Origin of the sequence: Kitasatospora sp. NPDC089913 (genome assembly GCF_044748625.1) — a bacterium.
GTDB lineage: Bacteria > Actinomycetota > Actinomycetes > Streptomycetales > Streptomycetaceae > Kitasatospora.
The window spans coordinates 404,013-427,037 of the sequence record NZ_JBIVGI010000004.1; the positions used below are offsets into that span (position 1 = coordinate 404,013).

18 protein-coding genes and 1 pseudogene are annotated in these 23,025 nt (G+C 71.7%); 11 read left to right on the top strand and 8 right to left on the bottom strand.

Going from position 1 to position 23,025, the window contains the following annotated elements; all coding sequences use genetic code 11:
* The first annotated feature begins 62 nt into the window (after positions 1 to 62).
* Both ACIPYS_RS09700 and ACIPYS_RS09705 read left to right on the top strand, forming a co-directional pair.
* Positions 63 to 485, top strand: coding sequence for a DUF6188 family protein (locus tag ACIPYS_RS09700; protein ID WP_400745138.1), 423 nt, complete (start codon positions 63 to 65; stop codon positions 483 to 485).
* Positions 486 to 694: 209 nt separating this feature from the next.
* Positions 695 to 1,279: a hypothetical protein gene (locus ACIPYS_RS09705; protein ID WP_400745140.1), complete on the top strand. Its 585-nt coding sequence runs from the start codon at positions 695 to 697 to the stop codon at positions 1,277 to 1,279.
* Between the two features lie 121 nt (positions 1,280 to 1,400).
* Here ACIPYS_RS09705 and ACIPYS_RS09710 read toward each other — a convergent pair whose 3' ends face one another.
* Positions 1,401 to 1,775: a helix-turn-helix domain-containing protein gene (locus ACIPYS_RS09710; RefSeq protein ID WP_093858245.1), complete on the bottom strand. Its 375-nt coding sequence runs from the start codon at positions 1,773 to 1,775 to the stop codon at positions 1,401 to 1,403.
* 63 nt (positions 1,776 to 1,838) lie between these two features.
* On the opposite strand from ACIPYS_RS09710, the gene ACIPYS_RS09715 reads away from it, so the two are divergent.
* From ACIPYS_RS09715 to ACIPYS_RS09735, 5 genes are all read left to right on the top strand, one after another.
* Positions 1,839 to 2,681, top strand: coding sequence for an SDR family oxidoreductase (locus ACIPYS_RS09715; RefSeq protein WP_400745142.1), 843 nt, complete (start codon positions 1,839 to 1,841; stop codon positions 2,679 to 2,681).
* Between the two features lie 247 nt (positions 2,682 to 2,928).
* Complete coding sequence (locus ACIPYS_RS09720; protein ID WP_093858243.1) at positions 2,929 to 3,360, top strand: nuclear transport factor 2 family protein; 432 nt, start codon at positions 2,929 to 2,931, stop codon at positions 3,358 to 3,360.
* 804 nt (positions 3,361 to 4,164) lie between these two features.
* Complete coding sequence (gene glsA, locus ACIPYS_RS09725; RefSeq protein ID WP_400745144.1) at positions 4,165 to 5,538, top strand: glutaminase A; 1,374 nt, start codon at positions 4,165 to 4,167, stop codon at positions 5,536 to 5,538.
* Positions 5,539 to 5,661: 123 nt separating this feature from the next.
* Entirely contained in the window at positions 5,662 to 5,784 is a 123-nt protein-coding gene (locus ACIPYS_RS09730; RefSeq protein WP_400745146.1) for a hypothetical protein, read from the top strand.
* Complete coding sequence (locus tag ACIPYS_RS09735; protein WP_093858240.1) at positions 5,781 to 6,005, top strand: hypothetical protein; 225 nt, start codon at positions 5,781 to 5,783, stop codon at positions 6,003 to 6,005. Before ACIPYS_RS09730 ends, ACIPYS_RS09735 begins: the two co-directional genes overlap by 4 nt.
* A 118-nt stretch (positions 6,006 to 6,123) precedes the next feature.
* Here the strand turns inward: ACIPYS_RS09735 and ACIPYS_RS09740 are convergent, their stop codons facing one another.
* Entirely contained in the window at positions 6,124 to 7,182 is a 1,059-nt protein-coding gene (locus tag ACIPYS_RS09740; protein ID WP_400745148.1) for a helix-turn-helix domain-containing protein, read from the bottom strand.
* 246 nt (positions 7,183 to 7,428) lie between these two features.
* On the opposite strand from ACIPYS_RS09740, the gene ACIPYS_RS09745 reads away from it, so the two are divergent.
* Both ACIPYS_RS09745 and ACIPYS_RS09750 read left to right on the top strand, forming a co-directional pair.
* Positions 7,429 to 8,319 (top strand): hypothetical protein, encoded by an 891-nt coding sequence (locus ACIPYS_RS09745; RefSeq protein ID WP_400745150.1) that lies wholly within the window; start codon positions 7,429 to 7,431, stop codon positions 8,317 to 8,319.
* Positions 8,320 to 8,618: 299 nt separating this feature from the next.
* Positions 8,619 to 9,533 (top strand): hypothetical protein, encoded by a 915-nt coding sequence (locus tag ACIPYS_RS09750; protein WP_400745152.1) that lies wholly within the window; start codon positions 8,619 to 8,621, stop codon positions 9,531 to 9,533.
* A 354-nt stretch (positions 9,534 to 9,887) separates the two neighbouring features.
* Here the strand turns inward: ACIPYS_RS09750 and ACIPYS_RS09755 are convergent, their stop codons facing one another.
* Complete coding sequence (locus ACIPYS_RS09755; protein ID WP_400745213.1) at positions 9,888 to 10,394, bottom strand: suppressor of fused domain protein; 507 nt, start codon at positions 10,392 to 10,394, stop codon at positions 9,888 to 9,890.
* A 146-nt stretch (positions 10,395 to 10,540) separates the two neighbouring features.
* On the opposite strand from ACIPYS_RS09755, the gene ACIPYS_RS09760 reads away from it, so the two are divergent.
* Complete coding sequence (locus ACIPYS_RS09760) at positions 10,541 to 11,233, top strand: DUF6882 domain-containing protein (RefSeq protein ID WP_400745154.1); 693 nt, start codon at positions 10,541 to 10,543, stop codon at positions 11,231 to 11,233.
* Positions 11,234 to 11,323: 90 nt separating this feature from the next.
* Positions 11,324 to 12,445, top strand: a pseudogene (locus ACIPYS_RS09765) (IS630 family transposase).
* Between the two features lie 21 nt (positions 12,446 to 12,466).
* On the opposite strand, the gene ACIPYS_RS09770 reads toward ACIPYS_RS09765, so the two are convergent.
* From ACIPYS_RS09770 to ACIPYS_RS09790, 5 genes are all read right to left on the bottom strand, one after another.
* Entirely contained in the window at positions 12,467 to 12,859 is a 393-nt protein-coding gene (locus ACIPYS_RS09770; RefSeq protein ID WP_400745156.1) for a hypothetical protein, read from the bottom strand.
* Between the two features lie 113 nt (positions 12,860 to 12,972).
* Positions 12,973 to 18,402 (bottom strand): tetratricopeptide repeat protein, encoded by a 5,430-nt coding sequence (locus ACIPYS_RS09775; RefSeq protein ID WP_400745158.1) that lies wholly within the window; start codon positions 18,400 to 18,402, stop codon positions 12,973 to 12,975.
* A 77-nt stretch (positions 18,403 to 18,479) separates the two neighbouring features.
* Positions 18,480 to 18,812: a trypco2 family protein gene (locus ACIPYS_RS09780; RefSeq protein WP_400745160.1), complete on the bottom strand. Its 333-nt coding sequence runs from the start codon at positions 18,810 to 18,812 to the stop codon at positions 18,480 to 18,482.
* A 473-nt stretch (positions 18,813 to 19,285) separates the two neighbouring features.
* A complete protein-coding gene (locus tag ACIPYS_RS09785; protein WP_400745162.1) occupies positions 19,286 to 22,150 on the bottom strand; it encodes a tetratricopeptide repeat protein in 2,865 nt (954 codons plus the stop codon).
* Between the two features lie 401 nt (positions 22,151 to 22,551).
* Positions 22,552 to 22,884 (bottom strand): trypco2 family protein, encoded by a 333-nt coding sequence (locus tag ACIPYS_RS09790; protein WP_400745164.1) that lies wholly within the window; start codon positions 22,882 to 22,884, stop codon positions 22,552 to 22,554.
* Positions 22,885 to 23,025 lie beyond the last annotated feature (141 nt).

Consider the following 23,025-nt stretch of genomic DNA (forward strand, 5'->3'; position numbering starts at 1 on the left):
CCGTACGTACGCCGACACCTGTCAGGTGGCGCTGTCGGTGCTCCGCAGTGCATCGTGCGGTGGTGAGTGAAACATCGTTGGCTGAGCACGAGGACCGTTGGATCATGAACCTTCGGGGCCTGGCCGTTACCCGGATCAGTGTCGGCCACCAGCTGTTCCTGCACCTCGACTCGGATGCCCGCGTGGATCTTGGTTGCCCCTTCAAACTCACCCGGCCTGTCGGCGAGGGGCGCCAGGATGTGCTCCTCGACCCGGGACGACAGGACGTGGCGGCGGCACTCGGGCTGTTCGGAGCGAAGGTTCTGTCTGCGGTGGCCTTCAAGACGGGCTCGCTTCGGCTGCTCCTCGACAACGGCTTCCGCCTCACCAGCAAGGCGGACCCCTTGTTCGAGGCATGGGAAGTGCTCGGACCGGGAGGTTGGCGGATCATCTCGATGCCGGGCGGGAAGCTCGCGGTCTGGGCCGACCCATCCCTGACCTCCTGATACTCGTGAAGAGACGCTGTTCCGACCGCGCTGTTCCCTGGGAGCTGTTCAAGGTTCGGATCTTGTTGTGGTTCGGTCGTGGAGCAGCCTTCCAGGGTCTGATGGAGGCGTTGATCGCGGGCCGCCGCACGCCCCGCAGAGTGTCGTCGGCCCCTGCTATCCAGATCCGTATGACATCGAATGCAGAGGGTCCTCACAGTCCGGAGACGTTGTTCGAGACGGCGCGCGCGGCCCTCGCCGAAGGCCGTGATGACGTGCAGGAGCTGTTCGACCGTGCCGCCGCCGGCGCGGGGCCCGAGATGCTGTGGCGGATCACCGACGCGTTCGTGGGGGCGTTCGACGGTCGGGCGGCGGGGTGGATGAGCCGCGCGATCGAGTCGTCGGAGGTGGCGGAAGGGATCCGTGTGCACCCGGGGACCTTGCAGATCGTCGTGGATCACGGCTACCCGGTACACCAGTGCTGGGACATCGAGGTCAGGTCCTCGGCCGAGGACCGGCCGGCGGTCGTGGCGGCGTTGAACGCGGCCGAGCCGCGGCTGATACGGCTCACCGACGACGGCCGCGAGCTGTCGGCCACCGAATGGGAAGTCGCGCTGGAAAGGGGCGTCGACTTCTACAGCCCGAACTACGCCGCGGTGGAGCCGGATCCGGTGCCACGGATCCGGCTGGACTGCAAGGACGCGGTCATGCCCTTGATGAGTCGTGCCGTCATCCGGGTGCTGCTGGAGGAACTCGCCTCTGCGGGCGTTCGGCAGGCCGTGCTGAGCACGGATCCGAGGCCGAGGTCCCAGTGACGGCCGGCGGCATGCCTCCCTTGCCCCGAGTACCTCCCGCCGGGTCCGGCCGGCGATCCGCAGAGTGGGGCAGGTGGCACGTTCGTGCCCTGAGGGTGGCAGGTCGAAGGACTGCTGGCCGTCACCGCGCGCGTGAAGCGGGGCCGATGTCACTGCCGGGGGAGGAGGATGCGGGGTCGGCGGGGTCGGGAACCGACGCGGCCCACTGGGCCATGCTCTCCAGCACGGGGCCCAGGCTCTCGCCCAGTGGCGTGAGGCGGTACTCCACACGCGGAGGGATCTCGGCGTACGCGGTCCGGGTGACGAGGCCGTAGGTCTCGAACCGGCGCAGACGGCTGGTGAGGGTGTGCGGGCTGATCCGAGGGAGCGCCGCGCGCAGCTCGGTGAAGCGGTGCGGGCCGTGCAGCAGCTCGCGCACGATGAGCGTGGCCCAGGGCCCTTCGAGCAGGGTGAGGAACCGGGCCACGCCGCATTCGGGAAGAGGATTCGTCGACACGGCTTCACTGTAGGCCAATAGTGCAGTTGAAGTAACTGGTGCACTGTATGCACTAATGGATTCATGAGCTATGTGATCCACGGCGCCACCGGCGCCCAAGGCGCCCCCGTCGCTGCCGCCCTCGCCGCCGTCGGCGCTTCCGTCACCGCCCTGACCCGCAACGCCGACGCGGTCGTCGCCGGCGCTCGGGTGCGGCCGGTCGACCTCGGCGCCACCGACACACTCGCCGACGCCTACCGCGGTGCGGACGGCGTCTTCGTCCACCTCCCTATCGGCGGGCCGGAGGACCGGCTGCGCCACGCCCACAGCATCGTTGCCGCCCTGAACGCTGCCCGCCCGGGCCGGGTGGTGTTCTCCACGAGCGGCGGCGTGCCCGTGGAGTCCGCCGACGGGGCGGTGGCGGCTGTCGTCGAAGGGCTGAAGCGCAGCGGCCTCTCCCACGCGGTGATCGCACCGCGCCTGTTCCTGGAGAACCTCCTCCTGCCGCCCGTCGTCACCGGGGCCCGTGAGCAGGGCCTGTTGCGCTACCCGCTGCCCGCCGCCCATGCGGTGTCGTGGGCCTCGCACCTGGACGTCGCCGACGCGGCGGTCGCACTGTTCGGCCGACCGGACGTCACCGGTCTGATCGAGGTCGGCCTGCACCCCGCGGTGACCGGCCCCGCACTCGCCGAGGCGTTCGCCGCGCGCCTGGGCCACGCCGTCACCTACGAACCGCTCACCCCGGCGGAGTTCGGTGACCTGCTCGCCCCGCTCCTCGGTGCCGATGCCGCTGGTGGTGTGGCGGGACTCTACGACTTCCTCGCCACCCTCCCGGACAGCGCGATCGCCCCCGACCGCTCCGCCGGGACGCTGCTCGGCCTGCACCCCCGCACCCCCTTGCAGTGGCTGACGGACGCGGTCCGGTAGGTTCTGCCGGCTCGGCCGGGGCCTGAAGGAGGCGTCGCACCTCCACGTCCCGCTCCGACGGGCCGCACAGGCCTCCGATGCGTGACGATCGGTCAGGACCGCCGGCTCGAAGGGGTTCCGCGACCGTTGTGCCGCCCGCGGACTCCGTCTCACATGCCGGGACAGCATTGGCGTCGGGCACCTGCTTCGAGCAGGATCTCCGCGGCACCGATCAGGGGGATCGGTGCCGCGGATCCGAGGGGGACCCATGAGTGAGACGAAGGACCCGAAGGTTGCTGCGATCGAGGCCTTCTTCGCGGCCTACGGCGCGGGTGACGCCGACGCGATGAGCGCGGTGCTGGCCGAGGGGATCGAGTGGACCATCCCGGGGCGGCACCCGCTCTCCGGTACCAAGCACGGGGTGGCCGAGGTGCGGGCCTTCTTCGACCAGCTGGGCAAGTCCGGCTTCAAGGCGGAGCCGATCTTCTTCGGCGTCAACGACGAGTACGTGGTGGACGTTCACCGGGGCTGGACCACCGAGGGCACCGGGAAGGTCGACACCACCTGGGCGCTGGTCTGGCACTTCGACGCGGCGGGCAAGGTCGACCGGGTGGTGAACCTCTCCGGTGACCAGCACCAGATGGACGCGTTCGTCTGGGCCAACTACGCGCTCGCCCCGATTCCGGACCGCCTGGCCTGATCCGGCGTACGGCCCGCGCGGCCCGAGCGGCTGAGACGGCTCCGGCCGCGCGCCGACGTCCTCCGACTGCCCTGCGTGACGGGGCTTCGCACATGCTGCACCGATGTCGGACGACGGCGGAATCCCGAGTATCGCGGACAGCGGTGCGGACCTGCCCGCAACGCTGCGCATTGCTGGGCTCGCGTTGGAACGGACGCAGAGCCTCCGTCCCTGGCCTGCTGGACCGGCTGCTTCCCGGAGTCGGCCGGCGGCGACGCGGCGGTGGTCAGTCCGGTGGTCGAGCCGGCCGCGCCGCCCGAAGAGGTCGTGCACCAACTCGTTCTCGACGTCGTGAGGGATTTCGACGTCCTCGTCCTCGTCGACCGAGCGGTGCGGTACTGCCGGACCCGGCTCGGGAGCGGCACTTCGGTATCACACCCGAGGAACTGAGCCGGCTGGACCTTCCGGAGCTGCCGTTGGCAGGCCCCGAAGTGGTGGTGCGGACCGACCGGACCTGGGCGATCCGGTACACCGAGAGCAGGTTCCGGCCGGTGGCCCGGCGGCGTCCGTGGCCGGCCGTGCCGCGAGCGTCTCCGGTGAGTCGTGGGCGGGTGCGGGTCGCGCCCCTGGCATGCTGCTGAGCGCGGCTCCGTCCGGCGCCACCCGAGCGGGCCGAGCGGGCCGGCCAGCTGGCGGGCAGCGGCAGCGGCAGCGGGTTTCAGGAGTCCAGGAGTCCAGGAGCCCGCCGGACCCCCGGTATCCCCGGACCCCGGGTGCCCCCCTGGGAGTCCGGAACGGACGAGCGAGCACGGAAGGGCTGCGTGCATGGACCCGGTGACGAAGGCACTCGACGAACTGCACCGGCGGATCAGCGGGTTGAGGGGTGGCGAGGTCGCCTCGTACATCCCGGAGCTCGCCCGGGCCGACCCCGAGGACTTCGGCATCGCGATCACCAGCATGGGCGGGCGTCGTTACCAGGCGGGCAGGGCCGACACCGAGTTCACCATCCAGTCGGTGTCCAAGCCCTTCGTCTACGCCCTGGCCCTCACCGACCTCGGACCCGACGAGATGCTCGGACGGGTCGGCGCCGAGCCCAGCGGCGAGGCCTTCAACGCCATCAGTCTGGAACCGGGTACCGGTCGGCCGGCCAACCCGATGGTCAACGCCGGCGCGATCGCCACCACCGCCCTGGTCGCGGCGGCGGACCCCGAGGCGCGGTCCGCCCGGATCCTGGACTGCCTGTCCGCGTTCGCCGGCCGTCGGCTGGGCTACGACGAGGAGGTCTACGCTTCCGAGGCCGCCACCGGCGACCGCAACCGCGCGCTGGCCTACCTGATGCGCTCGGCCGGCTCGTTGAGCGAGGACCCGTACGCCGTGACGGCCACCTACTTCCGCCAGTGCTCCGTTCTGGTCACCGCGGCCGACCTGGCGGTGATGGCCGCGACCCTGGCGAACGGCGGCCGCAACCCGGTCACCGGCGAGCAGGTCGTGGAGCGCAGCGTGGCGGTGCGGACCCTGGCGGTCATGGCCACCTGCGGGATGTACGACGGCGCGGGGGAGTGGCTGCTGAACGTCGGTCTGCCGGCCAAGAGCGGGGTCTCCGGTGGGCTGATCGCGGTCGGCCCGGGCCGGTTCGGCGTCGCGGTCTACAGCCCGCCGCTGGATCCGGCGGGCAACTCGGTGCGGGGCGTGGCCGCGCTCACCGAGATGTCGGAACGGCTCGCCCTGCACCTCATGCACGCGCCGGTGCACCTGACGGCCACCGTCACCGACACCGGGCACGGCGCCCGCTCCTCGCGCGCCCGCAGCCCGGAGCAGACCGCGCTGCTCAACCGCAGCCGCCGGCGCATCATCGCCGTCGGCGCCCAGGGCGAGCTGGAGTTCACCGAGACCGAGCAACTGCTGGGTGCCGTCGAGGGGGCCGTTCCCGAGCCGCCGGGCTGGCTGGTGCTGGACCTGATGGCCGTCACCGGAATCCGGCCGGGCTCCGCGGCGTTGCTCGCCGCGGGTCTGGCGGACCTCGCCCGGCGGGGCCACCGGATCGTGGTCGCCGCCCAGGAGCCGTTCCTGGGCGCCGCCGACGGGCACTCCGGCTGGCACGCCTTCGGCAGCCGCGACGACGCGGTGGCCTGGTGCGAGGACCAGCTCCTCGCGAACGAGCCGCCCGCCGGCCCGCCCGCTGCGCAGAGCGGGGGCTGACCGCCTGCCGGGGCCGGGCCGGGCGGTCGGTCTCCGAAGCCGGACGCCGCCGCCCGGGCAACGTACATCGCGGCCCTCGTCGCGATCGATCCCGAGATCGTCGGCGACGAACCGGACAGGGCCGTGTCCCGGGGGCGCGACCAGTGCAGTTCGGTCGCGCAGAAGAAGGACCAGGCCGCACTCGTCGCGCTGGTCGGCCAGCGCTTCACCTCGTCGCAGCACCGGTCCACCGGATCGCACCGGTGACCGTCGATCGGATCCTCGACAACGGCGAGAAGCTCTCCCTGCTCCTGGACGCCATCCCGGTGGATGTGCCGTTTCCGTCGGCGACCTGGTCCGTCGACTCGTCCTCGCCCGCCAGGGGCGAGCCGCTGTGCTCCCGCTCGACGACCCCGGCCGGCTCTTCCCGGGTGGCTTCGCAGGCCGACACATCGCCTCCGACCAGCTCGGCCACCGACTCGAGCTGATCGGCGTGCGCGCCCGCCACGCCCGCAAGACCGCCCTGACGGACCTCGCCGTCGACCTGCCAGCGGTGGTCGTCAGCTGCCTACTCGGCCGCCACCGGCCGGTCCGTGCCGCCACCGCTTACGGAGGGACTGGAGCCCGAACTCGCCAGGCACGGGCCGGCCGGGCCCGAGGCGACCGGCGGCCGGTGAGGCCCGCTGCGGCGTCGTGACGGGCCGCCGGGGGGCTGTCCATCGCGTCCGGACCGTCCGGGGTGTCGGCGGTGGGTTCGGCGCCGGTCCATCCCTGGTTGGCGTCGACGGTGGACAGCGGTGCCACGGAGGTGGGGCCGGCGGTGCCGAAGGCGGCGCAGACGGGATCGGGGGTGTCGACGGTGACCAGCGGGTCGCGCAGGCTGGTGTCCAGCTTGGCGTAGAGCAGAAGGGTGCCGCCGGTGGTGCGCTCCGGGGTGCCGGGCTGCACCGTCACCGCGTGCTGCCATCGCCAGGCGCCCCAGGTCAGGGTGACGGTGGTGTCGGTGGCCGTGGCGTCGGGGCGGGCGAGCAGGGCGTAGACCTGCCCCTGGTACGCGTGGTCGTACTGGTACACCCAGTGGGTGCGGGCGTCGCAACCCGACCCGGCCGCCGGCCAGGGCGGCGGCACGGGTGCCGGGACGACCACGACGGTCGGCAGGGTGCGGGAGGGGGTGGGCTGCGGTGAGGACGTGGCCGGTCCGGTGTACGGGAGTTGACGGCCCGCCAGCAGGCCTGCGGCGAGGCCGATGAGCAGGGCGGCCGCCGCGGCGGCGGAGCGCGAGGACCACCAGCGGGGCGCGGACGCGGGAGCGGATTCGTGCGCGGGGCCGGGCGGAGCGGACGGCGGGGCGGCGGCCGGTTCTTGCGCGGGGCCGTCCATCGGGGGCGAGGGCTCGCCCAGGGCGTCGCGGGCCCGTTCCCAGTGGTCGCGCCACGGCGCGGGGTCGCGCTCGCCGCAGGCTTCCAGGAAGGCCTCGACGGTCGCCCAGGTCGGCAGGTTCACCCCGCCTGCCGCCTCGGAGAGCACCGTCGTGGAGCGGTGCACCCTGCGGCTCATCGCGGCGAAGGTCGGGGTGCCGGCGCTCTCTCGCAGAGCGCGCAGCCGCAGGGCGAATTCCGCGACGGGCCCCGCCTGCGGATCCAGGCTCCGTTGTCTGCGGCCCACCGACGGCCTCCCCTGCGCTGCGGTTTCCCGCCGATTGATTGTCCGCACGTGATTGTCCGCAGCGGACCGGCCGGTGACCAGGGGTTGATCTTTTTCCGTGATTGTTTGTCCGAGTCGCAACGGTGTTGGCCGTACCCGACCGGCCCGCCACTGTGGTGGGCGCACCGGGACCGCCGGACCCACGGGTGCACCGCCGGTCCTGCCCGAACGCGGCCGAGCCGCCCGTCCATCCCTCCGGGAGACCTCATGAAACCCATCGCTCGTTGGTTCGGGCGCGTCGTCGCCGTCCTGGCCGTCCTCGCGGGCGGCCTGGTGGCCTTCGCCGCTCCCGCCTCGGCCGCCACGATCTGCGGCAACTCACCGGTCCCGCCGGGCCAGGTGATCGTCTCCGAGCGCTCCAGCAACAGCTGCGGCGGCTACCTGGAGCTGACCGTCCAGCCGCCGTTCGACGGCATCGGCATCTGCGGCGACTCCCCGATCCCCGACGGCTGGGTGATCGTCTCGGAGTCCGGCGGCAACGGCTGCGGCGGCCACCTCAACGCCACGATCCGTGTCGCCTACCCCCGCGTCGGCATCTGCATGGACTCGCCCGTCCCGGCCGGCTGGGTGATCACGGGCGAAGCCCTGACCAACAGCTGCGGCGGACACCTGGGCGGGACCATCACCAACCAGCTCTTCCCCGGGATGGGCGTGTGCGCCGACTCCGCCCTCCCGGCGGGCTGGGTGATCACCGCGAAGTCGGCCGGGAACGGCTGCGGCGGCCATCTCGGCGAGATGATCACCAACAGCCTGTTCAACGGGATCAGCGTCTGTGCGGACTCCGTCGTCCCGGCGGGCTGGGTGATCACGGCCGAACAGCAGACCAACGGGTGCGGCGGCACCCTGTCCGAGTCCCTGAACGCGCCCTTCCCCGGCGTCAACATCTGCGGCGACTCTCCGGTCCCGGACGGCTGGGTGATCACCTCGGCGCGGTCGGCCACCGGCTGCGGCGGCCACCTGATCGAGATCATCACCAACAGCCTGTTCAACGGCATCAACGTCTGCGCCAACTCGACCGTCCCTGCCGGGTGGTGGATCTCCTCGATGTACACCACCAACGGCTGCGGCGGCTACATGGGAGAGATCCTGCAGCACTGACGCCCCGTCGGAGCCCCGGCCCCGGACCCGCCCCCGCGCGGGGCATCCGGGGCCGGGCCGTACCCGCACCGGACCGCGCCGGACGGGTCCGGTCCGGGGCCTGACGTTCGGCCGGACTCCGGACCTCCTCCACCACCTCGTCGCGCCATGGACCGGGGTCGGGTTCTGGACGGTCTTCGGCGTGGCGGCGTCGTCCGGGAGGGTGAAGCTCGGAGGGGCTTCGGGCCGGGTGTGCAGGGGTGTGGGCTGATGGTGTCTGTCACGGCCTGCGGGCCACATGGTCGGGTGAGGAGAGGGTCATGGCGACAGCCGGCACTGATGAGGGAGCGGGCGGTCTCGACTTCGCGGGCGCCATGCAGGCGCTGCTGCGCGGCACTGGGGCCGCCGCGGACAACAGGTGCTCGTCCGGACGCCTGCCGGGAGCCGGATCCGCGACGAACACGAACGTCTCCGGCGCGGCGGTGAGCACCGTCCGCTGCACGCGATCCTGGTCGTCGCACGCCTCGTACCTCGTCGTCGGCGGTTCCACAGGTCACCTCCGTGCCGGGCTGCGCTTCTTCCACGGTGGGCGCGCGCCGCTGGCGCCAGCCGCACTGGACGGGTCGAAGAGCGCGCGATCGGTCCCACCTCCGAAAGAACCCTCGGGCCGCGCCGGCTTCTACGATCAACCGGTGACCGATGACGAGATCATTGAAGCCTGCCGGAAGATCGCCCAGGAGCGGCAGGCGCCCCCGCCCGCCCCGCCAGAGGCCGTTGCCAAGGCGGAACATGTCATCGGGTTCGCCTTCCCCACGCTCCTGCGGCGGCTCTGCACAGAGGTGTCCAACGGCGGCTTCGGCCCCGCTGATGGGGTCCTGCCAGTCGACGTGGGGCAGTGGAACGAGCACATCGCGGAAGCCTATGAGCACGGACCGGACCCCACCGGCGGAGTGCCCGCCGGAGTGGTGCCGCTCTACGACTGGGGCTGCACGATGTGGTCGATGATCGATTTCCGTGATCCGCACGGCGTGATGTGGTCCAACGCAGACGGCGATTGCTGGCCCCAGGGTGTCGACCTGGGCCAGTGGCTGCTTGCCGCGATGGACGGGGAGTTGCGCTTCGCCTGGCCGAACGGAGTGCCTCCGGAGAGCGAATGGCACCGGCCGGAGACAGCGGCCGAACGTCAGGAGAGCTCACCGGAGCCCGCGGCGAGCTGTCTTCCGTCACCCCTGTGAACGTTCCCCAGCAGGGACAGCGGCCGAGGTACTGGGGCCGACGGCCGGTTCCCCCGGCTGACCGGCGCCTTGCGTGACCGGGCACAGGAGGAACGGTGGATCGGACGGCGGTGCCGAGGTGGACGGTGCCGGGCAGGCGCCGCGTCGATCCTGGCCCCGGCGGTCGTCGGACCCGGGCGCAAGATCCGCTCAGGTCAGCGCCGGACCGTGGCCCGCGCTGCCTACCCAGCACATGCCCGCCGGGCTTCGGCAGCCCGAGGGCCGGCATCGGCGCCCTCCCCGCCCACCGCGGTATCACCGTGGCGCAGCACCGGATCATCGGCCTGGCCGGCAACCCGTACCGGTGAGTGGTGGTCAGGTGCCGTTGTGGCAGGAGTACCGGTGTCCGTTTCCCGGGTCTGGTGACGGGCCCGTCGGCTCGGCCAGGCTCCACTGCCCACACCGTCGGGCGAGATCAGGGTCCTGGCGGACCAGCGCGTCTTCGAAGGCCTCCCAGCCCTTGTCACAGATGAAGGCGGTCTCCTCTGCTGTGATGGGGATGAGCCAGACGATGGCGACCTCACTGCCGTTCTCGACGGTGACCGAGAAGAAGTTGTCGTCGAAGTAGACGGGCAACCCCGCGTAGAGGGACGTCATCGATCCGCCGGGCAACGGTGCGGGAAGCGGTACCACGTCGCCGCGAAGAATCGCCTGGCCGCTCGCCCTCAGCTGTCCGGCGACGTATGGCGAGGACGTCAGCCGTACCGAGGAACAGGTGCGAGCCGCTGATGAGAGCTGTTGAAACTCCCTGTGCTCGTGGGTGGGAGAGAACCGTTCTGCTCGACTCCCACTGCAGGCGGCTGATCTGGGGAGACGTCGCATCTCCGGGTTTCCCGTCAGTCGGACCGTTCCCAGGGCCGGCCTGGTGAGGCCGGTCACTGGTGGCTGTTGACCTGGGTTGATCTCGGGACTGCCTCAGGTCGGGGCCCTGCTCCGGGCCCTCGGTCGACGTCCCCTAGGCTGCCCGGATGATCACTGCCTTCTCCGACGCCTTCCTGGACGCCGCCGAGTACCACGCGGCGTGGGGCGCCCAGCAGCTCGAACTGATCGGCCGGGCCGTCCCGGGCGGCCCGTGGAGCGCGGACCTCGACGAGTGCCGCTACGAGTCCGGCGGCCGGACCCTGCGGGTCGGGCTGCTGGGCAGCTACGACACGGACGAGCAGACCTGGCTGTGGGGCTGGGCCAACCCTGGGCTGCGCGGCAGCGCGGTGGTCGCGGCCGGTGAGCGGATCGCCGAGTTCGGCCGCCGACACGGTATCGCCGAGCTGGCGCAGGAGGGCGTGGACCTGGACGGCTTCGACGATCCGCGCCGTGCCGCGGAGGCGCTGGCCTTCCTCGGCGCGGCGGTGCTCGGTGCACCCGGCTACCTCGGCCAGGAGGCCGGTCCCGCGAGCCGGGTCTACTTCGTGCCGCAGGACCCGCAGCTCCAGCCAGCAGGGTTCGACCCGGTCGCCATGCCGCGCCACCTGCTCACCGGTGCGCAGCTCTTCGCCCGCTCGCCGCGGCGGGTGGTCGAAGGCTGGTTCGCCCTGCACGGGGTCCAGGTCCAGGAGGAATCCGACCGGACCACCGCGCAGCTGCCCGGCGGCGGCACCGCGGTGGTCTCCTTCGACGAACTCGGCCGCATCTCGGGCGTCGACGTCGGACCGGTCTCGACCTAGTGCTGTGACCGAGAACGTTCGCCGGATTGGCGATGGCACTGCCTGAACCAGTTGGATTGTGCGATGTCCGATTCGGTGTGGAGAGGCGTGGTGGCAGAGCCGGTCAGGGGCCGGAGGTTGACTGATCAGGAGGGTCAGCGGTTACAGCGGATCGTTCGGCGGGGCAGCACCAGCACGGTGCGCCACCGGCGGGCGATGATGCTGCTGGCATCGGCCGACGGGAACCGGGTGCCGGTGATCGCCCAGTTGGTGCAGGCGGACGAGGACACGGTGCGGGACGTGATCCACCGGTTCAACGAGATCGGCCTGGCCTGCCTGGACCCTCGGTGGGCGGGAGGCCGTCCCCGCCTGCTCAGTCCTGACGACGAGGACTTCGTCGTCCAGACGGCCGCCACCCGCCCGGGCAAGCTCGGGCAGCCCTTCACCGGCTGGTCGATCCGGAAACTGCTCGCCCATCTGCGCCGGGTCCACGGCCGGGTGATCCGCATCGGCCGGGAGGCTCTGCGCTGTCTGCTGGTACGACGCGGCGTCACCTTCCAGCGTGCCAAGACCTGGAAGGAGTCCACCGATCCCCACTACGACGCCAAGCTCGATCGGATCGAGCACGTCCTGGACCGCTTCCCGGACCGCACGTTCACCTTCGACGAGTTCGGCCCGCTCGGCATCCGCCCCACCGCCGGCAGCTGCTGGGCCGAGCAGGGACGGCCGGACCGGCTGCCGGCGACCTACAAGCGCACCCACGGTGTGACCTACTTCCACGGCTGCTACTCGGTCGGCGACGACACCCTGTGGGGCGTCAACCACCGCCGCAAGGGCACCGTGAACACCCTGGCCGCGCTCCGTTCGATCCGGGCCGCCCGCTCGGACGGCGCCCCGGTCTACGTGATCCTGGACAACCTCTCCGCCCATAACGGCAGGAAGATCCTGCGCTGGGCGAAGAACAATAACGTCCACCTGTGCTTCACCCCGACCAACGCCTCCTAGGCGAACCCGATCGAGGCGCACTTCGGACCGCTGCGGCAGTTCACCCTGGCCAACTCGAACCACCCGAACCACCCGGTCCAGACCCGTGCCCTGCATGCCTACCTGCGCTGGCGCAACGCCAACGCCCGCCACCCCGACGCCCTGACCGCCCAGCGCAAGGAGCGCGCCCGCATCCGCAGCGAGAAAGGCATCCGCTGGGGAGGCAGGCCGCTCCAAACCGCGGCCTGACCTGATCGGAAGTCCGTGCGGTCAGGGGGCCAATGATTCGAGCAGTGCCTCGAACATGTCACGGAGTTCGGTGGCGTCGATGGGATCGATTTCCATCTGCAGGTGACACACCTCGTCGTCGCCGTTGGGAGTCAGATACACGAAGAAGGCGAACCTGTCTTCTACGGGTTCGGCTCTCAGCCTCAGTGGGTTGTTGCGGCCGGGAGTCACCGCTGCCGAGAATCGAGATCCCGACGGGGCGCGCAAATGGGACAGCATCCGTGCGGCGAATTCCGCAACCTCCTCCCCGGTGAGGTACGCAGTGAAGTCGGCCGACAGTGCTGAGCACCAGTCGGCAGCAACCCGCCAGCTGTCCTCATCGGTCTGAACCAGCTCCAGCCACGACCCATCGTGACCGAGGCGTATCTGCGGCATTTCCATCCTCACACTCCGGCCCTCGCACCCTGGGCCCGTGATCCTACAGAGACGGTTTCCCCAGCTTCATCAAGCCTCCATGCCCAACACGGCGAACGTTCTCGGTCACAGCACTAGAGTCCGAGTCCTTCCAATCGGACGGCCACGTTCAGGGAACGCTGTAGGTCTGGTCCGAAAAGACCGGGGTTGGTGTCGGCGAGGGCGCGGCGGATGGTGATGGCTTCCCTGATGGCGGCCAGGCCCTCGGCAAGCCGGCCCGCGTCGCTCAGCAGGGTGGAGAGGTTGTTGAGGGAGGCGGCGAGGTTGGGCAGGTGGGCGTCGGGGTCGGTCTCGGCGAGGGTGCGGTAGTGGTCGACGGCTTCCGTGACGGCGGCCAGACTCTCCTCCCGCCGACCTATCTCACCGAGGCCGTTGGAGAGGTTGTTGAGGGCGCTGGCCAGGTCGGGGAGGTGGCTGTCCGGGTCGGTCTCGGCGAGGGTGCGGTACTGGTCAACGGCCTCCTGGGCTGCGGCGAGGCCCTCGGCTACCCGCCCGGCCTGAGTCAGAGCGACGGCCAGGGTCCGAAGAGCCCACGCAAGGTCCGACGGATCCGAATCGGGGTCGGTGCGCGCGAGTGTTCGACAAAGGTCGACGCTTTCCTGGCCTACGGTCAGACTCTCCTCCCGTCGTTCCGTCTCGACCAGGCCGGCGGTGAGGTTGGTCAACGCCCTGGCCAGGCCGGGGCGGTGGGTGCCCGGGTCGGTCTGGACGAGTGCGCGGTAGTGGTCGACGGCTTCCTCGGCAGCAGCCAGGAACTCCTGGCCCCGTCCGACCTGGCCCAGGCCGGCGGCGAGGTTGTTGAGGGCTCCGGCGAGGTCGGGGAGGTGGCGGTCGGGGTCGCTCTGGACGAGGGCTCGGCGGAGGTCGACGGCTTCCTGGGCTGCGGCCAGACTCTCGGGCCACCGCCCGGCCTTGCCCAGGTAGATGGAGAGGTTGTACAGGGCCTTGGCGAGGGCAGGGAAGGGGGTGTCGGGGTAGTTGCGGACGAGAACGCGGCAGAGGTCGACGGCCTGCTGGGCGGTTGCCAGGCTTTCGGCCCGCTGGCCGAGCGCGTCCAGGCCGTTCGCACGATTGATGAGGTCTACGGCGAGGTTTGCCGCAACGTCGCTCCTGATGGACGTGGACCAGGCCGCGGAGCCGGTCGCGGTACTCGGGGGCGCGGTAGTGCTGTCCTGCTCGTTCGGGGGACCCTCCTCCTGGTGGATATGTGCGGCCGGCGGCGGGTCGCGGTGGGGATGCCGGGTGTCGGGGCTTGTGGTGGCCAGTGTTCGGTAGCAGTCGGTGGCCTCTTGACGAGCGGCCAGGGCCTGCCGTTGGCGGCCGTTGTCCTCCAGTCGGATGGAATGCATCTTCAGTGACCTGGCGAGGCCGGGCAGGTGCGCCTCGGGGTCTTCTTCGACGAGGCTGCGCCAGAGGTCCACGGCTTCCTGGCCTGCGGCCAGGCCCTCCGGGTGCTGTCCTGCTTGCCAGTGTCCCAGAGCGAGGTTGTCCAAGGCGGCGGCGAGGCCGGGCAGGTGTTCCGGGCCCGTCGTGACGAGTGCGCGGTGGGCGAGGACGGCCAGTCGGCCGATGTGGACGCACTCGTCGGTGCGCTCGGCCAGCGACAGCCGGTCGACGAGGATGTCCAGGGCGGAGGCGTAGACGGCCAAGTGGGCGTCCGGGTTCTTCCTGACGAGTGTTTGGAGAGCACTCACGGCCAGTCGGATCGCTTCCAGGGATTCCTCGAGCCGTCCCGCACGGTGCAGGTGGACGGAGAGGTCGGTCGCCGCGGTGGCGACATTGGGCAGGTGCTGGGTCAGGCCGGCCGAGACGAGCAGGCGGTAGCCGAGGACGGCCGTCTCGAATTGCTCGACGCTCTCCTCCACTTGTCCCAGCGCTGCCAGCTCGCGGGCGTGAGTGTACCGGGCGGCGGCCATGCCGGGCAGGTGGGCTCCGGGGGTCTCCCGCGAAAGCAGGTAGCCGTCCGGGTTCGTACTCGCGGATGCGCAGTGCAGATTGACCGCCTCCCGGCTTGCCTCCAGGGCTTCGTCGTGACTTCCTGTCGCGCCCAGTCGACCGGCGAGTCGGACCAGGGCACCGGCGAGGCGGGGCAGGTAGGTGTCCGGGTCCGTGCCGGCTGCGACCAGCGCGCGGTGCGCACTGACGCATTCCCGGTGGGCGAGGAGAGCGTCGCCGGTGCGACCCACCGCGAACAGCTCGTCGGCGTAGACGGCCAGGAGGGCAGCGAAGTCGGGAAGGTAGTCGCCCGCGTGTTCGGCGTCGTAGTCGGGCAGGTACGTATCGGGATGCGCCGCGGCGAGTGCACCGATCGCTTGCTGGATCGCCTCCAGGCCTTCCTCGTGCCTCTCCATCGAGCCCAGGTGGAGAGCTCGGTTCGCCAGGGCCCGGGCGAGGTCGGGCAGATATTCCCGCGGCCGGGATGCGCCGAGCAGGTTCCAGGCTCGCACGGATTCCAGGCCTGCGGCCAGTGCGTCCTCGTCGCGCCCGCACTCGATCAAGCGGCCGGCGAGCATCCCGGCAGCGGTCGCGAATTCCGGCAGATGGGCGTTCCCTACCGCCGAGATCACGGTGTCCCACGTGTCCACGGCCTCCTGGAGCGCGGCCAGACTCTCCTCCGAACGCCGCACCGCCTCCAGTATGACGGCGAGGATCGTCAAGGCCCTGGCGAGGTCGGGCAAGTAGGTCCGCCCGTCCACCTCGGCCAGCGTGCGGAAGTGTTGGGCACCTTCTAGAGCCGCCGCGAGTCCGTCCTCCCGCTCACCGCAGGAGCCCAGTTGGTTGGCCTGGTCGCTCAGGGACCGGGCGAATTCGGCCAGGTAGGCGTCCGGGTTCGCCGACGCCAGTGATCGGTAGAGGTCGGTCGCCTCCCGGCGGGCGGCCAGCCCCTCAGCCTCGTGCCCTGTCTTCACCAGTCGGAGGGAGTAGTTGCCCAGGCTTCCGGCGAGGGCTCGTACGTCCTCGTCGTCGCCGGACCTGGCCAGCGTTCGGCAACGGCCCACCGCCTCCCGGGACACGGCCAGGCTCTGCTGCTCGTGCCCGGCCAGGCCCAGTTGGAGGGCGTAACTGTTGAGGAACGCGGCGAGGTTGAAGAGGTAGACCGGATCCGCGTCGGCGAGGGCACGCCAGGTGGGCTCGGCCTCCTGAGCGGTGGCCAGGGCCTGGTCCAGTCGTCCTGCCACCATGAGCTCGCGAGCGAGGAGGGACAACGACCGTGCGAGGCCGGCCAGGTAGAGGGTTTCGTTCCCGTCTGCCGCGATGAGCCTGCGGTAGGTCCTGACGGCTTCCTCGGCCAGCGCCAGCGACTCCTGGTGCCGCCCGGCACTTCCGAGAAATAGGGCTTGGGCGTGCACGGCCTCGGCGAGGTCGGGCAGGTGCTCGCGCGGGTTCGCCCGGTTCAGCAGCCGGTAGCGGTCGGTGACGACCTTGCTGAGGCGCAGGGCGACGGGGTTGAGGCGTCGGCTGTAGTCGGGCAGGTCGTGCGTGAGGGCGGTGAGGTCGGCGAGGGAGGTGGAGGGGTCGGCGACGATGGAGTCGAGGGCGGCGATCAGCGGGGCGGGATGGCCGGTCCGGGTGGCCGTGGTGACGATGTGAGGGACGATCCGGCGGTATCGCGTGCACAGATCGGTCAAACGGCTATCGAGGCGGGAGCGGAAGACGGGGTGGGCGGCGGCGCGGCTGTAGACGGTCAGCAGTTGGGTGGCCTGGTTGTCGTCGGCGCCCTCGAGGAGTTGTTCGGCGAGGGCCGGGCCGGCGTCCAGGACGCGTCCGGCATGCCGCTCGGCGAGGCGGTCGGGTTCGAGGCCGCCCCACAGCCGGCCCGGACCGGCCGGTGGGTAGAGACCTCCGATCCATGCGGTGACGGCATCGCGGCGGTCACGAGCCTGGTCAGCCAGGGTCGGCAGCCGGGTCCAGATCCGGTCGGCCTGCTCCCGGTCGTCGGCGCCGACGAGATGGGCGGCGGCCAGCGCTGTCTCCAGCGTTGCGGGGCTCAGTAGAGGCTCCAGGCCACGTTCGACGGCGTTGCCGTGCCAGTAGCGGCGCTCATGGCGCAGGAGTCGGTCCTCCACCATCTGCGCCTCGTCCCCCGGAGAACCGCCGTCCGCGGAGCCGATCTGATCGGTCGGCTCCGCGGTGTCGAGCAGGTCCGCGAGAGCGGTCATGTGCAAGGTGAGGGCGTTTCCGTAGCCGTCCTGCTCGAGCGGTGGGGTTTGCAGCGCGTCGGCCACCGACGGCCAGACACGTTGGGCCAGCCCCTGAACGCGGGGGAGGGCATCGGCGAGGGCGTGCGCGGCGGTGCGGTAGGTCTGGGGCCGGTTCGCGACGTCCGGCTCCAACGGGGCCAGGGAGCGGACGGTGGCGGCATGGAGATGGTCCTCGGCAAGGCTCGTGGCGCTCTGTGCGTGGTCCCACCAGTCGCCGTCGGTCCGGGCCAGGAGAAGGAGCTTCAGGGGCGTGTTGGCCGGGTGGTCGGCCGCAGCCTCAAGGAGGGCGGTGAGCTGGGCGGTGCGGGTTTCGGCGTAGTCGAGGACGACCAGCAGGGGTTTGGCGGCGTGCCGCAGATCGCGCAACTGGTCCGGGCCGGCGGTGGTGCGTGGCCACAGCACGGCCCAACCGTCGGCGGCGAGCAGGTGGGCGAGGTGGTGCGCGAGGCGCGTCTTGCCCTGCCCGCCGGGTCCGTGCAGGAGCCAGGCGCCGAACCCGCCGAGCCGGCACCAGGTGGTCAGTTCGGCGAGGAGGTCGTGGCGGCCGTGGAAGGGGACGATCTGGTGGCGGGCCTGGAGCAGCGCCGCGGGTGAGGGAAGGCGCTGGGTGCGGTCGGGGTCCTGCGCACGGTCGGCGAGATCCTGGAACTCGACCGCCTGCAGACCTCCGCTCGGGCCGACGCCCCACTCCGCGAGGGCGGCGCGGAACGCCGGGTCGTGGTGCAGGACGTAGGCGGGCACCGCGTTCAGCCGCCCATGGGCGGAGTGCGCGCGATCGGCGGCGACGACACCGGTCAGGAGCCGATCGCAGAACACCGCAGCCCCGGACAGCCCGGCGAACGGCGATGCTCCGTCGGCCCGCCGCACGGGCGCAGGCTGGTCGAGGTCGATGACGTGCTGGTTGCCGACGAAACCCGTGCCGGGGTTGAGGCGGCCGCGGCGCAGCTGCTCGGCCTCCACGGCCCGGCCCGACCGCTGGGCGACATCGGGCGTACCCCACGTCTCACAGGGGGTGCCGGGGCGGTCGGTGACAGCGCGACCCCAGCGCACCGGAGTGGTGGGCGGCTGCCAGTCGGCACTGTCATGGACGAGGACGAGCGCGGCGTCGTCGCGCCCGCCCGGAGTACCGGACCACACCACCCGGCCCTGCGCGGCGCCGCCGCCGGCCGGGTGGAACACCTTCACCCTGGTGCCGACAGGGCCGGTCACGTGGGCGGAGGTCAGCACCAGGCGCCCGCCGACCGCGTACCCCGACCCGCGCCCGCCCGGCCCGTCCACCCCGGCCAGCCGTACCCGTTCCATGCAAGCCCCCTACTGCTTGGCCCCTGGCACTACGACGTGGCCGTGGCCGGACCAGGGGGCCGGCCACGGTCCGGTTGTCAGCCGTCGATGCGCCCGGTGCTGTAGCCGGGGCCCTCAGGGCCCGGCGCGGTGCAGCTGACGAGCAGGTCGCTGCCGTCGGGGCGCTTGGGAGCGAGGGTGAAGGAGACCCGGTGGGTGCGGGCACGGGAGAAGCCGGCCTCGGTCTCCGCTCCGACCGCCCAGAGCTTGAAGCCGACCTCGGCCTTCGCCTCGGCACGCAGTTCGACCTCGAACTCCATCTCCACCGGCCCGACCGCGAACACCACCCGCGGATCGTCAACTGCCCGTGCGGCGGCTTCCAGCAGTTCGTCGCGCACCGCCGCGACTGCGTCCGCCAGCGGAACATCCACCTGACACACACCCACCTTTCCTGACGGTTCGTCAACCGATGCGAATACCGTAGGGCCCGCGCGGTCGCCTGCGCAGGGGAAGGCCGAGTTCGACCGGACCAGCCCACCCACCCGGAGACAGGGCGCGCCGGCCGGTCGCATCGGTGGCCACGCGCGGGTCTCTGGCAGCTGGTTCAGCGCCGCCTTCTCCGGCTCAGTGATGCTGAGGACGTGGACGTGCTTGGTGCCGCTCCAGGCGCGGGAGTACGCGCACCAGTAGCCGGTGGCCGGTGGGCGCCACACGTCCGGGGTCTTGTCGCCCTTGGACCGGTTGGAGGCGGCGGACACGGCGATCAGCTGCGAGCGCTGGAGGTCGTTGGCGAAGGCCCTGCGCTGCACGGTGGTCCAGCCATCGGCCCCGACTGGCGGAGAGCGTCATTCCGTACATGCCGTATTCCTCGTGCCGGAGTATCGGCGGTTGCCGCCTTTCCCGCCTACGGTTCGAGTCCTTCAAGCCAGACGGCAGTGTCCAAGGACTCTTGCAAGGCTGGTCCGAAGAGATCGGCGTTCGCCTCGGCCAGGGTGCGGTAGTGGCCGGTGGCTTCCTGGACGGCGGCCAGGCCCTCCTCCCGCCGGCCCACATCGGCGAGCCGGTTGGAGAGGTTGTTGAGCGCCATGGCGAGGTCGGGCAGGTGGGCGTCCGGGTTGGCTTGGGCGAGGGTGCGGTAGTGGCCGACGGCTTCCTCGACGGCAACCAGGCCCTCCTCCCACCGGCCCATTTCACCGAGGTCGACGGAGAGGTTGTTGAGGGCCCCAGCGAGGCGGGGCAGGTGGGCGTCCGGGTTGGCTTGGGCGAGGGTGCGGTAGTGGCCGACGGCTTCCTCGACCGCGGCCAGGCCCTCCGCCCGCCGGTCGGCGTCGGCGAGCCGGACGGAGAGGTTGTTGAGGGCTGTGGCGAGGTCGGGCAGGTGGGCGTCCGGGTTGGCCTCGGCCAGGGCACGGTAGTGGCCGGCGGCTTCTTGGACGGCGGCCAGGCCCTCCTCCTGTCGGCCGGCGTCGGCGAGCCGGTTGGAGAGGTTGTTGAGGGCTGTGGCGAGGTCGGGCAGGTGGGCGTCCGGGTTCGCCTCGGCGAGGGTGCGGTAGTGGCCGACGGCTTCCTCGACGGCAACCAGGCCCTCCGCCCGCCGGCCCATTTCACCGAGGTTGGCGGAGAGGTTGTTGAGGGCCCCAGCGAGGCGGGGCAGGTGGGCGTCCGGGTTGGCTTGGGCGAGGGTGCGGTAGTGGCCGACGGCTTCCTCGACCGCGGCCAGGCCCTCCGCCCGCCGGCCCATTTCACCGAGGTCGGCGGAGAGGTTGTTGAGGGACGTGGCGAGGTCGGGCAGGTAGGCGTCCGGGTTGGCGTCGGCCAGCGCGCGGCGGATGGCGACGGCTTCCTCGACGGCAACCAGGCCCTCCGCCCGCCGACCGGCATCGCCGAGCCGGATGGAGAGGTTGTTGAGGGATGCGGCGAGGTCGGGCAGGTGGGCGTCCGGGTTCGCATCGGCCAGGGTGCGGAAGTGGCCGGTGATGGTGTGGGTGAGGCGGACCGCGGTGGTGGTGAGGCGATGGCTGGTCCGGGGGAACAGACCGTGAACCGTAGTGAGGGTGTCGAGGGTGGTGTCGGGGTGGGTGGTGAGGGTGTCGAGGGCGGTGATGAGGGGTGTGGGGTGGTCGGTGCGGGTGGCGGTGGTGATGATGTGCGGGGCCAGAATCTTGTGGTGGCGGACGCAGAGTTCGGTGAGCCGGCCGTCGAGCTGGCGGAGGGCGGGGTGGGTGGTGGCGCGGCTGTAGACGGTGAGGAGCTGGGCGCTCTGGGCGTCGTCGGCGCCGTCGAGGAGGTGGTCGGCCAGGCGGGGGACGGCCAGGAGGGTGCGGCCGATGTGGCGTTCGGCGAGACGGTCGGGCTGCAGGGCGCCCCAGGGTGGTCCGTCGGCCCTGCTTGAGGTGGAGGGGTAGAGGGTGGCGAGCCAGGCGGTGACCTGGTCGCGGCGGTCGCGGGGCTGGTCCGCGAGAACGGGCAGGCGCCGCCACAGCAGATCGGCGCCTTCGTCGTCGGTGGCGCCGGTGAGATGCGCTGCGGCGAGCGCGGTCCTCAGGGTGTTCATGCCGACGGCGGGGGTGAGGCCACGGGTGGCGGCGGTGTCGCGCCAGTAGCGGGCTTCGTGGCCGAGGAGCCGGTCCTCGACGTCCTGCACGTCCTCGTCCTCGTTGCCGTTGCCATTGCCTGCAGGTTCGGTGCGGGCGGTATCGAGGAGATCGGCGAGGGCGGTCATGTGGAGGGTGAGCGCGTTCCCGTAGGCGGTGTCCCGAGCCAGCTGCCGGGGCAGCGTCAGGGCTGCGGCAGCTGCGGCAGCTGCGGTCCAGGTGTGCTCGGTGAGGCCCGCGACGGACGGGAGCGCGGTGGCGAGGGCGCGGGCGGCGTCGTGGTAGTGGCCGACACGCCGGGCGGGGTCGTCCTCCAGCGGTGCGAGGCGGCGGGTGCGGGCGGCGGCGAGGAGTTCCTCGGCCTGCTGGCTTCCCGCGCGGGCCTGCTGCCACCAGTCGCCGGCGGTGCGGGCCAGGAGCAGGAGTTTGAAGGGGCTGGTGCCGGGGTGTTCGGCGGCGGCCTCGACGAGGGAGCCGAGTTGTTCGGGGCGGGTCTCGGCGTAGTCGAGGACGACCAGCAGCGGCTTCGCCGTCCGTCGCAGCTCCAGCAACTGGTCGGGGCGGGCAGCGGCGCGCGGCCACAGCACCGTCCAGCCCTGGAGGGTGAGTTCGTGGCCGAGGTGGTGGGCGAGCCGGGTCTTGCCCTGCCCTCCCGGGCCGTGCAGCAGCCACGCCCCGAACCCGTCCTGGTCGCACCAGGCCCGCAGTCCTGCGAGCAGGTCCTCGCGGCCGTGGAAGGGGACGGTCTGGCGTCCGGCTTCCAGCAGGGCGGCCGGTGTGACCGGGGCGCGCCGGACGGCGGCGTGGACGGTGGGGTCGGTGACGTCCTGGAACTCCACCGCCGCCAGTCCGCCCGCAGGGCCGCCGCCGTGCTTGGTGAGGGCGGTGCGGAAGGCGGGGTCGTGGTGCAGGACGTAGGCGGGCACGACGTTGAGGCGGCTGTGTGCGGAGTTGGCCCGGTCGGAGGCGACGACGCCGGTCAGGTACCGGTCGCAGAACACCGCCGCCCCCGACAGGCCGCCCCACGGCGAGCTGCCGTTGTCCAGCCACCCGGCCCCGTTGGTGTGCAGGTCCATGACGTACTGGTTGCCGACGAACCCACTGCCCGGGTTCACTTCCCCGTACAGCTGGGCGGCCTCGACCGGGCGGCCCGTGCGCTGGGCCTCGTCCGGCACACCCCACGTCTCGCACGCGGCACCGGGACGCTTCGTGTCCGGGCGCCCCCACACCACGGGGTCGGCCGGCGGCCGCCAGTGCGGTGAGTCGTCGACGAGAACCAGTGCCGCGTCGTCGCGCCCGCGCGGCGTCCCCGACCACACCACGGTCCCGACCGCAACACCATCGGCGCCGGGGTGGAACACCTTCACCCGGGTCCCCGCCGACCCGGTGACATGCGCGGAGGTCAGCACCAGACGACCCCCGACGGCGTACCCCGACCCAGACTCCGATCCGGGCTCCGCGCCCTTCGGCCCCGTCACCCCGGCCACGCGCAGCTGCTCCACTCCCCGCCCCTCCCTGGACTCCCCGCCGCCCTGCCCGGGTCCGGCCGTACGCGCCGGACCCGCCCGCCTGTCCGTCAGTCCGGGATACGCTCCGACACGTCACCGGGCCCCTCGGGGCGCTCCTGTACGGAGTGGACGAGCAGGTCGGTGCCGTCGGCGCGCTTGGGGGTCAGAGTGAAGGACACCCGGTGGGTGCGGCCGCGGGAGACGCCCGCCTCGGCCTCGGCGCCGACCGCCCACAGCTTGAACTTGGCCTTCGCCTTCGCGTCCGCGCGCAGCTCGACCTCGAACTCCATCTCCACCGGCCCCACCGCGAACACCACCCCCGGGTCGTCCCCCGCCCGCGCGGCCGCCTCCAACAGTTCGTCGCGCACCGCAGCGACCGCATCCGCCAGCGGAACATCCATCGGACTCACCCCTCAGAGAACACCCTGACATTCGGTCAGGTCGATGCGAACACCGTAGAACCCGAGATCCCAACTCCGCAGCCGAACGCTCGTTGACCGGAAGGCCACTCCACCAGGCCCGGATCCACGAACGGGTACCGC

What these genes read in the sequence shown, in the direction of transcription:
- ACIPYS_RS09720 (WP_093858243.1), top strand. Translation starts at nt 2,929, where the DNA reads ATGAGTGAGACGAAGGACCCGAAGGTTGCTGCGATCGAGGCCTTCTTC.
- glsA (WP_400745144.1), top strand. Translation starts at nt 4,165, where the DNA reads ATGGACCCGGTGACGAAGGCACTCGACGAACTGCACCGGCGGATCAGC.
- ACIPYS_RS09745 (WP_400745150.1), top strand. Translation starts at nt 7,429, where the DNA reads ATGAAACCCATCGCTCGTTGGTTCGGGCGCGTCGTCGCCGTCCTGGCC.
- ACIPYS_RS09790 (WP_400745164.1), bottom strand. Translation starts at nt 22,884, where the DNA reads ATGGATGTTCCGCTGGCGGATGCGGTCGCTGCGGTGCGCGACGAACTG.
- ACIPYS_RS09750 (WP_400745152.1), top strand. Translation starts at nt 8,619, where the DNA reads ATGGCGACAGCCGGCACTGATGAGGGAGCGGGCGGTCTCGACTTCGCG.
- ACIPYS_RS09760 (WP_400745154.1), top strand. Translation starts at nt 10,541, where the DNA reads ATGATCACTGCCTTCTCCGACGCCTTCCTGGACGCCGCCGAGTACCAC.
- ACIPYS_RS09775 (WP_400745158.1), bottom strand. Translation starts at nt 18,402, where the DNA reads ATGGAACGGGTACGGCTGGCCGGGGTGGACGGGCCGGGCGGGCGCGGG.
- ACIPYS_RS09755 (WP_400745213.1), bottom strand. Translation starts at nt 10,394, where the DNA reads ATGCGACGTCTCCCCAGATCAGCCGCCTGCAGTGGGAGTCGAGCAGAA.
- ACIPYS_RS09715 (WP_400745142.1), top strand. Translation starts at nt 1,839, where the DNA reads ATGAGCTATGTGATCCACGGCGCCACCGGCGCCCAAGGCGCCCCCGTC.
- ACIPYS_RS09770 (WP_400745156.1), bottom strand. Translation starts at nt 12,859, where the DNA reads ATGCCGCAGATACGCCTCGGTCACGATGGGTCGTGGCTGGAGCTGGTT.